General features: G+C 42.6%; 13 protein-coding genes and 1 tRNA gene. 4 read left to right on the top strand and 10 right to left on the bottom strand.

Annotated elements, in window-relative coordinates; all coding sequences use genetic code 11:
* Positions 1-43 precede the first annotated feature (43 nt).
* The 4 genes from rplM to tsf all read left to right on the top strand — a co-directional run bounded on the left by rplM (position 44) and on the right by tsf (position 2,653).
* Entirely contained in the window at positions 44-487 is a 444-nt protein-coding gene (gene rplM / locus N6H18_RS01130; protein ID WP_262310009.1) for a 50S ribosomal protein L13, read from the top strand.
* Positions 488-492: 5 nt separating this feature from the next.
* On the top strand, positions 493-879 hold the full coding sequence (rpsI, locus tag N6H18_RS01125; RefSeq protein ID WP_262310008.1) for a 30S ribosomal protein S9: 387 nt from the start codon (positions 493-495) through the stop codon (positions 877-879).
* Positions 880-908: 29 nt separating this feature from the next.
* Positions 909-1,667, top strand: a complete 759-nt coding sequence (gene rpsB / locus N6H18_RS01120; protein WP_262310007.1) for a 30S ribosomal protein S2 — start codon at positions 909-911, stop codon at positions 1,665-1,667.
* 155 nt (positions 1,668-1,822) lie between these two features.
* Positions 1,823-2,653 carry a translation elongation factor Ts gene (tsf, locus tag N6H18_RS01115; protein WP_262310006.1) on the top strand — a complete coding sequence of 277 codons (831 nt, stop codon included), beginning with the start codon at positions 1,823-1,825 and terminating at the stop codon, positions 2,651-2,653.
* Between the two features lie 59 nt (positions 2,654-2,712).
* Here tsf and N6H18_RS01110 read toward each other — a convergent pair whose 3' ends face one another.
* From N6H18_RS01110 to egtB, 10 genes are all read right to left on the bottom strand, one after another.
* Positions 2,713-3,102, bottom strand: a complete 390-nt coding sequence (locus N6H18_RS01110; RefSeq protein ID WP_262310005.1) for a response regulator — start codon at positions 3,100-3,102, stop codon at positions 2,713-2,715.
* Between the two features lie 138 nt (positions 3,103-3,240).
* Positions 3,241-5,304: a methionine--tRNA ligase gene (metG, locus tag N6H18_RS01105; RefSeq protein WP_407692834.1), complete on the bottom strand. Its 2,064-nt coding sequence runs from the start codon at positions 5,302-5,304 to the stop codon at positions 3,241-3,243.
* 91 nt (positions 5,305-5,395) lie between these two features.
* Positions 5,396-7,033: a transglutaminase domain-containing protein gene (locus N6H18_RS01100; protein WP_262310004.1), complete on the bottom strand. Its 1,638-nt coding sequence runs from the start codon at positions 7,031-7,033 to the stop codon at positions 5,396-5,398.
* Between the two features lie 680 nt (positions 7,034-7,713).
* A complete protein-coding gene (rseP, locus tag N6H18_RS01095) occupies positions 7,714-9,036 on the bottom strand; it encodes an RIP metalloprotease RseP (protein WP_262310003.1) in 1,323 nt (440 codons plus the stop codon).
* On the bottom strand, positions 9,036-10,187 hold the full coding sequence (locus tag N6H18_RS01090; RefSeq protein ID WP_262310002.1) for a 1-deoxy-D-xylulose-5-phosphate reductoisomerase: 1,152 nt from the start codon (positions 10,185-10,187) through the stop codon (positions 9,036-9,038). Before N6H18_RS01090 ends, rseP begins: the two co-directional genes overlap by 1 nt.
* A 90-nt stretch (positions 10,188-10,277) precedes the next feature.
* Positions 10,278-11,774 carry a GH3 auxin-responsive promoter family protein gene (locus N6H18_RS01085; RefSeq protein WP_262310001.1) on the bottom strand — a complete coding sequence of 499 codons (1,497 nt, stop codon included), beginning with the start codon at positions 11,772-11,774 and terminating at the stop codon, positions 10,278-10,280.
* 131 nt (positions 11,775-11,905) lie between these two features.
* A complete protein-coding gene (locus N6H18_RS01080; protein WP_262310000.1) occupies positions 11,906-12,952 on the bottom strand; it encodes a M42 family metallopeptidase in 1,047 nt (348 codons plus the stop codon).
* A 144-nt stretch (positions 12,953-13,096) separates the two neighbouring features.
* Positions 13,097-13,180, bottom strand: a tRNA-Leu gene (locus N6H18_RS01075).
* Positions 13,181-13,238: 58 nt separating this feature from the next.
* The gene (egtD, locus tag N6H18_RS01070; protein ID WP_262309999.1) at positions 13,239-14,216 is read right to left on the bottom strand and encodes an L-histidine N(alpha)-methyltransferase; all 978 of its coding nucleotides are present in this window, start codon (positions 14,214-14,216) and stop codon (positions 13,239-13,241) included.
* Positions 14,209-15,582, bottom strand: a complete 1,374-nt coding sequence (gene egtB / locus N6H18_RS01065; protein ID WP_262309998.1) for an ergothioneine biosynthesis protein EgtB — start codon at positions 15,580-15,582, stop codon at positions 14,209-14,211. Before egtB ends, egtD begins: the two co-directional genes overlap by 8 nt.
* Between the last annotated feature and the right edge of the window lie 22 nt (positions 15,583-15,604).

The following is a 15,604-nucleotide window of genomic DNA, read 5'->3' as shown; positions in this document are numbered from 1 at the left end:
TTTGAGGGCAGTAGGATTTTGATTATAATAAAATCATAGATAAGTGGATTCAATAAGTTATAAAACAGCGATCACCAATAAAGCTACAGCTGACAAGCAATGGGTAGTGGTAGATGCTGACGGAAAAGTATTAGGAAGATTGGCAAGTGAGATTGCTAAGATGATCAGAGGCAAGCACAAGCCAGGTTATACACCTAATGTAGATTGTGGCGACAATGTAATCGTTGTAAACTCTGATAAGGTGAAACTTACAGGTAAAAAGTGGACTGATAAGCAATATATCTCTCACACTGGTTTTCCTGGAGGACAGAGATCTCAGACTCCAAACGAGGTGAAGGCTAAGTCTTCTACGATTTTGGTCGAGAGAGCTGTCAGAGGTATGCTTCCTAAGAATAGCTTGGGTAGATCTTTGTTTAATAATTTGTACGTATACGAAGGAGCGGAGCACAAGCACGCTGCACAAACTCCTAAAGAGATAAAACTTTAATCTGAATGGAAGTAATAAACACCATTGGTAGAAGAAAAACATCAGTAGCTAGGTTGTATATGACACCTGGAAAAGGCGATGTTAAAATCAACAACAGGGATTTGAAAGAATATTTCCCGTTTGAAATCTACCAGACAATCGTAAAACAGCCACTCGTATTGGTAGCTGAAGACGGCAACTTTGATATGAAAATCAATGTATCTGGAGGAGGAATGAAAGGTCAAGCTGAAGGTATCAGATTGGCAATCTCTAGAGCGTTGGTAGAACTGAACCCTGAGCACAGACCTCCTTTGAAGAAAGAAGGATTCATGACGAGAGATCCAAGAATGGTCGAGCGTAAGAAGCCAGGTAGAAGAAAAGCGAGAAGAGCATTCCAGTTCAGTAAGCGTTAATAATAATTTCATTTATATAAGTAAACTTAATGGCCAAATTAGAGCACAAAGACTTACTTGATGCTGGTGTTCACTTCGGACACTTGACGAGAAAGTGGGATCCAAAAATGGCACCATACATCTTCATGGAGAAGAATGGTATCCATATAATAGATCTTTATAAATCGCTTGAATGCCTCGAAGAAGCATCAAATGCACTCAAGCAGATCGTGAAATCAGGACGAAAAATCATGTTCGTTGCTACCAAAAAGCAAGCAAGAGAAATCGTAACTGAGGAAGCGAAAAGATTAAGAATGCCATATGTTACCGACAGATGGTTGGGTGGTATGTTGACTAACTTTGCGACGATCAGAAAATCGTTAAAAAAGATGTCCTCAATGGACAAGATGTTGAAAGATGATGCTTTCAAGAACTTGGCAAAGAGAGAAAAGTTGATGATCAGCAGAGAGAAAATTAAACTGGAAAGAGTGTTGGGCGGTATTGCTGACTTGACTAGACTTCCTGCTGCACTATTCGTAGTGGACATCAAGAGAGAGAATATTGCTATCAAAGAAGCTCAGAAATTGGGCATTCCAGTATTCGCAATGGTGGATACTAACTCGGATCCAAATCAGGTAGATTTCCCAATCCCTGCTAACGATGACGCTTTCAAATCAATCCAATTGATCGTAGGTCATATTGGAAAGCAATTGGAAGAGTCTTTGGCAGAAAGAAAGAAGGACAAGGACGAGGCTAAGGATCAAGAAGGAGCAGCGGCTAAAGCGGCTATCGACGAGAAAGGTGAATAATAAATAATACTTTGAAATAGTATTCAAAATATAAAAATTGAATCCCAACATTACGGGGTTCAATTTTTGTTTAAGCCTGTCTGTCGACAGGTAAATCTGTTTGATTGCCAAACAGACTTGAAAATAGAAGTAAAAACATAAAACGATATTTAGAGATGGCAATTACTGCACAAGAAGTAAACAAGCTACGTCAGTTGACTGGAGCTGGTATGATGGATTGTAAAAAAGCTTTGGTTGAAGCTGAAGGTGATTTTGACAAGGCAATCGAATTGCTTAGAAAAAAAGGACAAAAAGTTTCTGCATCTAGAGCAGACAGAGAAACAAATGAAGGCGTAGTGTTCGTGAAAACTAACGCTGACAAGACTACAGGTGTAGTAGTGGCATTCTCTTGTGAAACTGACTTTGTGGCTAAAAACGATGAGTTCATGGCACTAGGAAATGACCTAGCAACAGCTGCTTTTGAAAACAAGCCTGCTGATGCTGAAGCCTTGAAAGCGTTGAAATCTGGAGACCTTACTTTCCAAGATAGAATCATCGATATGATTGGTAAAATCGGTGAGAAAATGGACGTAGTAGCTTACGAAGTAATGGAAGGCGAAGCAATCGTTCCTTACGTTCACTCTGGCAGCAAGCTAGGTGTATTGGTCTCTCTGAAAAACACCAACGGTGTGGATGTGACTGAAGCCGGTAAAGATGTAGCTATGCAAATCGCTGCAATGAACCCTATCGCTGTGGACAAAGATGGTGTAGATGCTACTGTCGTAGAGAAAGAAATAGAGATTGGAAAGGACATGGCAAGACAAGAAGGCAAGCCAGAAGAGATGCTTGAGAAAATTGCCTTAGGAAAATTGAATAAATTTTACAAAGACAACACTTTACTTGCACAATCTTTTGTAAAAGATAGTAACTTGTCGATAGCACAATATTTGGATACCGTAAGCAAAGGTTTGACCGTTGCTGAGTTCAAAAGAATCTCAATCGGTTGATCTATAAAGATAATTGAAGTTGATTACAGAGCTATCCGTCGCAAGGCGGATGGCTTTTTTTATGCATCTAGCTGTGTCAGCGCATCATCGATGGCTTCTTGGATTTCTGATATGTCAAATGGCTTGGTAAAAAACCTGTGAATGAGTTTTTTGTCTAGGGCGTTTTCAATCTCTTCGTTGTAATCAAAGGCTGTAAGAATGAAATAAGCGATGTTGTCGAACTTTTCTTTGGCCTTGGAGATGAACTCTATGCCATTCATAGCAGGCATCCTCATGTCGCTAATCACCACTATGATCTTTTTGTGATAGTTCTCAAGTTTGTTGAGACCTTCTTCACCAGACAAAGCAGTTACTACGTGGTATACAGACTCAAAACTTTTTTCAAAAAGAAAAAGGTTTAATTCTTCGTCATCTACATAGAGTACTGTGATATTGTCCTTGTCTGTCATGCCTATTTTGTTCGAGATGTTAAATATAGTGCCTAATTGGGGAAAGAAACAACTAATTCATACCCTGCATGCAAAATGATTGAGTGCAGGACATGAATTCAAATCAATTCCTAGTGGTTTGAGAGTAAGATCAGTCGATTAACTTATTTGTGAGCCGTTTTGAACTGCTTCATTAGGCTGTATCAAACGCAACTGTCCGTCTTTGTCTTCTGCCATTAAAATCATTCCTTGAGATTCAAATCCCATGATTTTGCGTGGTGCCAGATTGACCAATATAGTCACTTGTTTGCCAATCATTTCCTCTGGTGTGTAATGTTTGGCTATACCGCTGAGCACAGTGCGGGTGTCTATACCTGTGTCTACTTTGAATTTCAACAATTTGTTAGATTTCGGAACTGCTTCAGCTTCTAGGATTTTTCCAATTCTTATGTCCATCTTCATAAAGTCATCAAATTGAATCACTGCCTTTTCTGGTTCCAAATTGTCTGTAGTTTCTATCACTGGTTTTGATTTCTCTAGTTTATCGATTTGTGCGGTCATGGCTTCATCTTCGATCTTGTCGAAGAGCAAGGTGGCTTGACCTACATCTTGTCCTGCAAAGATAATATTCGTTTTGCCTCCTTCTGACCAAGCATTGTTGTCTAAATTCAGCATATTCATCAGCTTGGCTGAAGTAGCTGGAAGAAAAGGTTCGGATAGAATGGCAAGATTGCCAGCTATCTGTAGTGCTATGTTCAAGATCGTGGCTGTACGATCTTTGTCCGTCTTGATGAGCTTCCAAGGCTCTGTTTCGGCCAAGTACTTGTTGCCCAACCTCGCCAAATCCATCAGGTGCGCTAGAGCTTCTCTGAACCTGAACTTGTCAATGCTGTCTGATATCTTGGAAGGGAAATTCTTGATTTCGGCGATGACATCTTCGTCGATTTGCTCTAGCTGATGCTGTGCAGGTACTTTGCCCTCAAAGAACTTGTGTGTCAGTACTACTGCTCTGTTGACGAAATTGCCATAAACCGCTACTAGCTCGTTGTTGTTTCTTGCTTGGAAGTCTTTCCAGGTAAAATCATTGTCTTTGGACTCTGGTGCATTGGAGCAAAGTACGTAACGAAGAACGTCTTCTTTGCCTGGGAAGTCTTCGATGTACTCATGCAACCACACGGCCCAATTTCTCGAAGTAGATATTTTTTCTCCCTCCAGATTCAAAAACTCATTGGCAGGCACGTTTTCTGGTAAGATGTAGTCTCCATGCGCATGTAGAATGGATGGGAAAATGATGCAGTGAAATACGATGTTGTCCTTGCCAATGAAGTGTATCAAGCAAGCGTCATCAGCTTCATTTTTTTGTTTCTTCCAGTAGTCTTCCCAGTTTTTACCGTTTTGACTAGCCCATTCTTTGGTCGCAGAGATGTAGCCAATTGGAGCATCTAGCCAGACATACAGTTTTTTGCCTTCAGCATCTGGTAGCGGCACATCTACGCCCCAGTCCAAATCTCTGGTCATAGCACGGGGTTGTAGACCTGCTTTGAGCCATGAGCTGCATTGTCCATAGACGTTGGTCTTCCATTCGCCTTTTTTGCCCTCTATCAGCCATTCTTCCAACCAAGGCTGGTATTTGTCTAGTGGCAAGTACCAGTGCTTCGTCGTACGCAATACTGGTGGTTTCTGACTCAAGGTCGATACAGGATTGATCAGGTCGGTAGGGTTGTGTGAAGTGCCACACTTCTCACACTGATCGCCGTAGGCTGCTTCATAGCCGCAGTTGGGGCAAGTGCCAGTCACATATCTGTCCGCTAGGAACTGATTGAAATCTTCGTCATAGAACTGCTCAGATTCCTTTTCGGTGAACTCACCTTTGTTGTATAGGTTGGTGAAAAACTCTTGAGAGGTCTCGTGATGAATCGGCGCAGAGGTTCTGTGGTAGATGTCAAATGCTATTCCGAATTCTTCGAAGGTCTTTTTGTTGATCTCGTGGTACTTGTCGATAATTTCTTTGGGTGTAATACCCTCTTTTTTGGCGCGAAGAGTGATGGCTGCACCATGCTCATCACTACCGCAAACGTAGGTCACGTCTTTGCCTTTGGCACGTAGGTATCTGACGTAGATGTCAGCAGGCAAGTAGGCTCCAGCTATATGGCCAATATGAAGAGGACCATTGGCATAAGGAAGCGCAGAGGTAATTGTGTATCGTTTGAAATCTTTTTGCACGAATTTTTTTTCGGCAAAGATAGAAATAATAGAAAGTTACTGGGGTGATTGGCGAAGAATTGATGGGAGTATTTTCAGTCAATTGGGTTCGTTAGTCTTCGATTTGTAGATTTTTGTGGCAGAGGGTATTTAGGATCATGCCTGCGGCAGGGGAGTTGATGCGGATGACGATCAGGCTACTGGATTGAGGGATGACAAGACAGGCTTTTGATTCCGAAATCCCCTGAAAAGCTGGTATGTCCTTGTTGCTCTCGATATTGGCATTTGGCGTGTAAGCTTTGATGATGCTTTCTATGGTCTGCTGGATGTCTTGCGCTAAGGTGATTTGTTCGAAATGGATGTGTCCAAGCTCCGATCTTAGTGTAAGGAAAGTAGGAGAGATAACCACACTGTCTTGAGCTACTATTTCGAAATCCTTGGGAATTTCAAAACTCAGACCCAGTCCTTGATTGCTGTACTGACCTTTCTTTGGGTTTCGCTTGGGGTCTTGTAAGTGGTAGGCTCTTCTCTTCCAGAGGTATTCGGTGATCTCGATGGACTGGACAGCAGGAGTATCAAAGAGTGCAGTCAGACCTTGATCCAGTGTGCTTTTGACCAAGGGGATGTACAGTGATGGATTGATGGAGCTGTGGAGATTGGGATTGAAAATGACCCATTCATCAGAGATTCCGATTTCCGTCCAATAACCCAGCACCCAAACGCCATACTGGTAATAATATCCTCGAACCAATCTCGCAGGTAGGTCAATGGCTCGTGCCAGTGTCACGAGTTTGAGCGCAGGGAACCTAAAATGCTGTTCTTGACAATAGTGTGTCAATGTTAGTGCTTGATCAAATGGGCTAGCCAAATGCATCGTAAGAGAGTCCGCTTCTGAGAAAACGTCCAGATTGTCTGAGTCCACGATGAGATTGCCATCTAGGGTTTTCTCTATCTCTAGGCTGTCCAGTGGCAGTGGAGAGAAGGTGTTGTCTGCCAGTTGCAAATCCGTCGTGAGACCCAAAGCATCAGTGATCTGCACTTCGATGGCATTGATATTGAGTGGGTCAGGTAGTAGGATGTTGGAGGCAATGGTTGGCGATGTAACTGCGACGGAGAGCATCGCAGGAATAGTATCGGTGGGGAGACTAGGCCTGATGTCTATTTGCCCAAGTGCAGAGAGCTGTGTGGATGAAACCAGGTTGAATTTTTGGTCAAATTGACTGATGATGGGAGACAGACCAGGGATAGAATCTCTTACGATCCAGTATTTCTTCGCTTGATAGATTGTTTGAGATTGGATCGATCGATGGACGGTGATGTTGGATTGATAGTCTGGAGAGTAAGTGTAGAATTGGGTGCTGTCACCTATCTTTTTGAGTCGCTTGATGCTGAGGTTCTTGATCATTACTGGTCCAACGGGGATAGCATTGTCAGTGCGCAGAGGGCTGTTCACAATGCGTGTCTGACTGGTAGTATCTCCCTTGCTCAGACTGAGTCGGGTATTGACGGCAATGAGATAGCCAGTTTGCTCTTCCATATAATCAGTCCTGGTATAGATGTAGGTGGAGTCCTCAGTACTGACGTAGGACAGCTTTGTCTCCGAACTGGTCAAGTAGATACTGCCAGATGTGGTATGAAGATCTAAGGTGCCTACTGTATTGCCATTGAGTACTACACCATAGCGCATTTGCTGAGCATGCGAAGATAGTTGGACAAATAGGAGGAAGACTAAAACTAGTGGAAATCTCATCAACAGGTGCTATGAATTACGACTGTCAAGATAGGCAAAATGACGAAGTCTCAAAAGGGTAAATCGTTAACTTAATGAAGGGATGGGGACTTGGGTCAAAAGTGATTAGTTAATATTCAGATTCCAAATAGCCAATTGAAGTAGCTTGTTCCCTACAATTCCGCAAGTTTAGCGGCGCGTAACTTGTGGTTGGATAATCAAGCAAGTTTTCAATTTGCAACTGGGGAGGCTGGTTGGATAATCAAGACTTTTTCTGAAATACAAAAAATCATACTCTCAATCGGGATGCCTTTGTATTCTGGCTTAAGGAATTTAAATGTTATCTTGAAGATCAAGTAGCGATCATAAATGGTTGTATAAGAGTAGTTGACTAATATCTAGATAATAGTATGATATCTTATTTATCCCTATTAGTGTTTGCAAGCACTTTAAATTTTCAGGAAGCTGATCTACTACGACGGAGACAGAATTGTTTGGATACACCAAGGAGATTAAAAAGCTATTGCTCAAGCGGACTGAATGCCATCTCTAAATTCTCCGCTAAACTTGCGGGAGATAGAGGAGAGAGGCTGAATTATTCCAACCCCCTTATAAAAAAAATAGCCCCGAGTTTTTAAACCAGGGGCTATCTAAATATCATCAATCAAACCGTAGCGAACGGTTGATGTAAAAAAGGTCTCTTAGAAGATTGCTTTGAATAGGTCGTTGAAGATCGCAAAGCCCATGAGGCCTAGTAGCAAGACCATGCCGACTTTTTGTGCTCCTTCTAGGAACTTGTCAGATGGTTTTTGACCAGAGAGCATCTCATAGGTCAAGAACACCACGTGTCCACCGTCCAAGGCTGGGATGGGTAGGAAATTCATAAAAGCCAAGACCATAGAGAGAAGGCCTGTCAAGCTCCAGAATTTGTTCCAGTTCCATGTACCTCCAAACATCTGCGCGATTCCAATCGGGCCGCTCAAAGACTTAGAGGCTGACACCTCACCTCTGAATATTTTGCCGAAGGCTTTGATGTTGACCCAAACCACGTTGAATGCCTGCTCTGTACCTTTGTTGACCGACTCACCAAAGGTAAAATCTTCGTGTGCCAAGTCCAATTGAATGTCTGCTACAAAACCCAAAGTGCCATCTTCGCCAACCGTAAGGTCAAGTTGTCTCTGTGTGTTTTGTGGGTCTACCACCACTGCGGTGATTTCTTTGTCTTTGTTGGCCGTCAGCGTACTTTTGAGTTCATCAAAATAGGTAATTGGTTGTCCATTGATGGACACAAACTTGTCTCCTTCTTGTAGGCCACCTTCAGCTGCCAGACTGCCCAATTGCACCTGACCTACTGCAAAAGGCTGACGGATACCCAAAAACATGCCGTCGTATTTCTTTTTGTCTGCATAGCGATCCAAAAAACCACTCGGTAGTGTGATGTCAAACACAGAATCTGCACGCTGTACTGTGTAAGTAGAATTTTCATTCAAAATCACGTCATTGTTGATCAGGTCAGTAAAACGCTCAAAATCGCTACCGTTTACCTTTAAAATCTTGTCTCCAGTTTTGAATCCTACTTCATCCGCCAATTCATAGGCAACGATACCGTGCTGATTGAGGGCATCTTTGGTGACATAAGAGTCGCCGTTGCTGTAGGTCATGGTGATGAAGATCACGATACCTGTGATGACGTTGACAATGATGCCTCCCATCATGACGATGAGTCTCTGCCATGCTGGTTTGGATCTGAACTCCCATGGCTCTGGCTCTGCAGCCATGGCCTCTGTGTCGAGGGACTCATCAATCATCCCTGATATCTTCACAAAACCTCCCAATGGGATGGCACCAAATGAATATTCGGTCTCACCGTACTGGAACCCCCAGATTTTAGGAGGGAAACCAATGGAGTACTTTTCTACTCTCATGCCAAATGCTTTGGCTGCAAGTAGGTGTCCCATTTCGTGTAATCCTACCAATATTGATAATCCCAACATGAGTTGGGCTGCCATGATTAATCCTTCCATTAACTAATTATATCTAGTGCGATTTTTCTTGTTTCTTTATCCGTCTCCATGTAATCCTCCAAGTTGGGGGACGAAATGAAAGCGACTTTGTCCATGCATTTTTCGATTACATCGGACATCTCCAAAAACCCTATACGGTCTTTTAGGAATTCTGATACGACAATTTCGTTGGCGGCATTGAGAATACAGGCCATGTTGCCTCCCTTTTTCAACGCCTCGAAAGAGAATCCGAGATTCCTAAAAGTCTCTACATCTGGTTTTTCGAATGTCAAAGATGGGTATTCTGTAAAATCGAACCTAGGAAATGTGCTTTTAATTCGATCAGGAAATGTCATCGCATATTGGATGGGGAGCTTCATGTCTGGCAATCCCATCTGTGCTTTGATGGATCCGTCTTCGAACTGCACCATCGAGTGGATAATCGACTGAGGATGCACGATGACATCTATCTGCTCAGGTTTCAATCCAAAGAGCCATTTGGCCTCTATCACTTCCAAACCTTTGTTCATCAATGAAGCCGAATCAATGGTGATCTTGGCACCCATGTCCCAGTTGGGATGCTTGAGCGCGGCTTCCTTTTTGACGGATTGTAAAAAAGTCTTGTCTTTTCCTCTGAACGGCCCTCCTGAGGCAGTCAAGATGATTTTCTCTATTGGATTGCCATATTCGCCAGTCAAACATTGGAAAATAGCAGAGTGCTCTGAATCAACTGGTAGGATCAAGGAATTGTATTCTTGCGCCAGTTGGGTGATCAGTTCACCTGCTACGACGAGGGTTTCTTTGTTGGCCAGTGCAATCGTCTTTCCTGCTTGCACTGCTCTTACGGTGGGTTTCAATCCTGCATATCCGACCAATGCTGTCAATACAATATCGACAGATTCGATTTCGGCGATGTGACACAAGCCTGATTCTCCCGCAAATACCTTGATGTCCAATGAATCCAATGCTGCAAACACCTGCTCGTACTTGTCTTCATTGCCGATGACTACTACGTTAGGCTTGAATTGGATGGCTTGTTTGATGAGTAAGTCTGCGTTGTTGTAGGCAGAGATGGCTTCCAGCTCGAATTTGTCGGGATTCGCTGCAATGACTTCAAGTGCCTGCGTACCGATAGATCCGGTCGAACCAAGGATAGAGATTGTTTTTTTCAACTATTAAGGGTTTATGGAATCGGATTTTAAATGATAAAATGTAAAATCTGCCATTCCTAATATTTTTGTCTAATATCTAAAGTCTATTGTCTAAAATCTAAATTTCATCAATTCATCCGCAATTTTTCGGTCGTTAGATAGTCGTGGCACTTTGTTTTGTCCTCCGAGTTTTCCCTGCAACTTCATGTAGTCGATGAAGGCATTTTTCTTCAAAGGGATGATTTCTAGTTTCTCAAGAATATTGCCCGTGATCAAATCCAAGTAGTAAGAGTTCAGCTCTGTTAATTTCTGATCCAAGATCTCTCTGAATCGAGTCATATCTGCAGGTAGTGTGTCGAACTCTACAAACCACTGATGTCTTGCTAATCCAGACTCAGGTGTCACCTGGGGTGCTACGGTGAATTCCACCAGTTCAGCCTCAGGATGTAAGTTCAAGGCATGGTTCATGGCTTTTTCGACCTCCTGACCGATGACATGTTCACCAAATGCAGAGATAAAATGCTTGATTCTACCCGTTACCAGTATTCGGTAGGGGTCTTTGGATACAAATTGGATCGTATCACCAATCGAATAACCCCAAAGCCCAGCATTGCTGTTGATGATCAAGGCATAGTTGACGCCCAATTCCACCTCGCCGATGCTCAGTCGTGTAGGGTTCTCATCGAAATATTCATCCGCAGGGATGAACTCGAAGAAAATGCCAGAATTCAATAACAACAAAAGTCCTTCTTGATCCAAAGTGTCTTGATAGGCAATGAAGCCCTCAGATGCAGGATAAGTCTCGACTGAGTCGATGGTCTTGCCGATGCTTTCGAATATTTTTCCTTTGTAGGGCTGGAAGTTGACCCCTCCGTACACAAATAGAGAAAAGTTGGGGAAAACATCTTTGATCGGTTTGCCAGTCTTGGAAGTGATCCTGTCAAAATACATCTGTACCCAAGGTGGTATCCCTGAGATCAGACTCATGTCTTTTGAAAGCGTTTCCTCCACGATGGTATCCACTTTGGTTTCCCAGTCTTCGATGCAGTTGGTTTCGAAACTAGGCATCTGGTTAGCGCGCAGATAGCCTGGTACGTGGTGGTTGACAATGCCAGACAGTCGTCCTGTATGAATGCCTGCGGTTTTGGTCATGATCGGGCTGCCAGACAGGAAGATCAGATTCTTGTCCAAAAACTGACTATTGCCAGAGTTGTGTACATAGGTCAATAGGGCATTTCTAGCACTATTGATATGATTAGGGATCGAATCCTTAGTGATGGGAATGTACTTGGTGCCAGATGTAGTGCCTGAGGTTTTGGCAAAATATTCTGGCTTACCTGGCCAGAGTACATCGCTTTCTCCTTTTTTGATCTTCTCGATATAGTCTTTGATTCCTTCATAATCAGAGACTGGCACAGCTTTTTTGAAATCCTCATAATTGCGGATTTCGCTAAAGAAATGATCCCTGCCAAACTGTGTGTTTTTGGCTTTGGCTACAATAGATTCAAGTATTTTGAATTGGGTATTGATAGCATCCATCGACCATTTTTTTTGGTCGTTGACGATGTATTTGGCAAATGGCTTACTGAGTACAGATCGGAATCCCATAGTTCATAATGATGGTATCAAAGTCAATCAAAATTGATTTTGGCACAATTTATACAAAGTCTTTTTAGTTGGTTACACTAGCGTTACATCTTTGGTGTTAGCAAATTGTTACAGCAGTCTGGATTTGGTGTTTATTCCCAGCCCCAATCAAAGTTGGTTAGGTTTTCCAAAGCTGCAATCAGCAGTTGTGTAGACCCGTTGATGTCGTCTTTGTGCGCCATTTCGATGACTTGATGCAAGTGACGAGTTGGGATAGAAATAGCCCCTGCTATCGCGCCGTTCTTCCCTTTTTGCTGGATGCTGGCTGTATCCGTGCCTCCTGCGACGAGGATTTCATTCTGCCATTTGATACCTTTTTGATTGGCAGTTTCTCGGAGGAAACGCACCATTCTTTGGTCGCAGATGGTCATGGCATCAAGGATTTTGATGGCAGTACCTTCACCCAATTTGGTCACGTACTCGTGGGCTTGCGCACCTGGCAGGTCATAAGCGATCGTAGTATCTAGTGCAATTCCAAAATCAGGGTTGATGCTATGGGCGGCAACATTGGCTCCTCTGAGTCCAACTTCTTCTTGTACAGAAAACACTGCATAAAAATCCATGGATGGTCTTTTGATTTTCTTCAGTGTTTCGATCAAGATGAAAACAGATACACGGTTGTCGATGGATTTGCAGTTGACACAGTTGCCCATCTCTATCAGTTCTCTTTCACGAGTGATAGAATCACCAATTGATACGATTTTTTCGACTTCTTCTTTGTTCATCCCGAGATCAATGAAGTAGTCGGATTGTTTCGCAACTTTTTGTTTTTCTTCCGCACTCATCACATGGATAGGTTTGGATCCCATCACTCCAATCACATCTTCTTTGCCATGGATGATGACCCGTTGTGCGGTGAGGGTTTTGGGATCAAAACCGCCTAAGGTTTGAAATCGCACAAAACCATTCTCATCAATATGACTGACAATGAACCCAATCTCGTCCATGTGAGCCGCTACCATTACTTTTTGATCCGAAGCACCCTTTTTGATGGCAATGATATTGCCCATGTTATCGATTTCATAGGAATCTACATGGTCCTTGATCTCTTGGATGACTAGATTTCTGATTCTGGATTCGAAACCTGGTGCGCCAGCGATTTCACAGATTTTCTTCAGCAGCGGGGTATTAAATGACATTTATAAAGACTTTTAATATTGTAATTTTAGGAATTGGATTCTTGATTGAAGTTGATCCTGATAAGAGCAAATATAATAGAAGCGTACGAATGGACTATTGGGGAAATTCTTTTGAGAACGAAATCCATTATTATTTTTAAAGTGTGCGCACGAGAAGATTCGAACTTCCACGAGCGTGAGCTCACCACCCCCTCAAGATGGCGTGTCTACCAATTTCACCACGTGCGCTTCAAAAATGGAAGGCAAAAATAGAATTTAAGATGAATATTTCATCACAAATTTAAAATTAAACTGCTTTCCAAATAGAATCTACAAAATATCCGTGTCGATCAGATAGGTCTGAAGTAATACAAAACCCGCATCGGGCCGCCAAATCGTGGATTTCTTTCAACGAAAATTTTCTTGAGACTTCTGTGTGAATCGGTTCCCATTGGGATAAATGGATGGTAGAGTTACCAATTTTTACCTCTTGATCTTGAAGACTGATGAGCGAACTTTTGCATTCTCCTGTGATTGGATTGTAAAATGGGTAATGCTTGAATTGCTCTGGATTGAAGTTGGCATCTAGTTCTTTGTTGATACGATGGAGTAGATTGAGGTTAAATTCTGCTGTGATTCCATCTTGGTCGTTGTAGGCTGCCAGTATTTTGGCAGGATCTTTTTTGAGGTCGATTCCTATCATCAGGTGATCGCCCATGTTGATGTCTGCCCTGATTTGTGATAAGAATTTGGTGGATTCAGTCGGAGAGAAGTTGCCTATATTGGATCCTAAAAACAGGATTATATTCTTTTTGGAGGTGGCGTGACTCAAACGATCCAACACTTGGAAATAGTCCCCTTGCATGGGGGTGATGTTGAGGTCAGGAATCTCCTGATTCAGCGTTTTTTTTAGCCCATCCAGCGCATTTTGAGAGATATCGATAGGGATGTATTCGAAATCTACTTTTTGTGACAGGAAGTATTTGAGCAGTACTTTGGTTTTATACCCATCTCCAGCACCAAACTCGACTAGATTGAAAGATTCTCCATTCGGAGAAAATTCTTGGAGGATCTGTTTTTTTTGCTGGTCAAAAATTTCGAATTCTGCCTGTGTGAGGTAATATTCATCCAACTCCATGATTTGCTGAAAGAGTGCATCTCCAATCTTGTCGTAGAAGTATTTGGAAGGTAAAGTTTTTGGGACACTGTTCAATCCCGTCAGAACCTCTTTGAGGAAGACTGCTTTTTTGCTTGTGATCGTGGTATTTTCAAGTGTTTCAATCATGCTTTGCGAGGCGAATTCCTGTGAAATGCCAGTTTAAGTGTGGATGAAAAAAATTTCTATACGTGGGTCTGATGTGATCTAGAGGAGTGGCAAAGGAGCCTCCTCGTAGTACCATCTGATTAATCATGAATTTGCCATTGTACTCTCCCAATGCACCTTCTGCTGTTTTATAATATGGGTAGGGCAGGTAGGCAGAGTTAGTCCATTCCCAGAGATCTCCGTAGAATTGAAAATTGCCTTCACTCGCGACTCTGGGGCGGTAATACCCTTCTTCTACAAAATTGGCGCTTTTCGGAATATCGGGCTGATGAGTTTGGCAGGCTACTTCCCATTCAAACTCGGTTGGTAAACGCATACCTTTCCAGTTGGCAAAGGCACTTGCTTCGAACTGACTCACATGGCTCACAGGTTCGGTAGGATTGATCGGTTCTAGACCATTCATCGTGTAGTGATGCCATGTCCCATCGATCAGATGCCAATGGAAAGGTGCTTTCTTTTGTTCGTTCTTGACCCACTCCCAAGCTTCGGAGTACCAAAATCTAAAGTTTTCATAGCCGCCATCTGTGATGAACTCTAAATATTCTTGGTTGGTGATCAGTCTATCTGCGATTTGATAATCATGTAGGTACACTTGATGCACACCGTGCTCATTGTCAAAACTAAAACCTTCACGCTGGTGACCAATTTTGTAGTTGCCCGCTGCTACTTTGAGGAATCCAAGAGGTCTCGTTGTAGTAGCTTCAGTTAGGGTCAATTTGTTTTGATAGGCAGGAAACAGTGGGTTGGTACCGAGGATATATTTGATGTCGTAGAGCAATAGTTCTTGATGTTGTTGCTCGTGCTGGAGACCGATTTCCAGAATGTTGATTTCATCACTAGTTAATTTTTGATTTGTCAAGTACTGTGACATCTGCTGGTCAATGTGAGCTCTGTACTTGTACACATCTGATACAGAGGGTCTGCTGAGATTGCCTCTGTTGGTGCGCAAGACTCGCTTGCCAATACTCTCATAGTAGCTGTTGAATACATAATCATATTCGGCATGGAAAACTTTGTAGTTCTTGCAGAACGGTTCAAGTAGCATTTTCTCAAAGAACCAAGTCGTATGACCTAGATGCCATTTGGGAGGACTGACGTCCACAATAGGTTGCACGACATAGTCTTCGGCTTGGAGTGGAGCGCATATTTTTTCGGATTGAGCTCTGATTTGTAGATATTTCGCTTTGAGTGAGGAAAGAGAACTATCTTCTGCTAATGTGGAGTTGATGGCTTGAATAGTCGGAGTATTTAGGTTTTTGGATATTTTTAAATGTAGATAACGGTAAAACCCTAGTTTCGGTTCTTTTTTGACGTCTCCGTTTAGCATTCAAGTTAAACAAAAAAGCCTT

The sequence above is a fragment of the Reichenbachiella agarivorans genome (assembly GCF_025502585.1).
GTDB lineage: Bacteria > Bacteroidota > Bacteroidia > Cytophagales > Cyclobacteriaceae > Reichenbachiella > Reichenbachiella agarivorans.
This window is presented reverse-complemented; position numbering and strand designations above follow the sequence as displayed.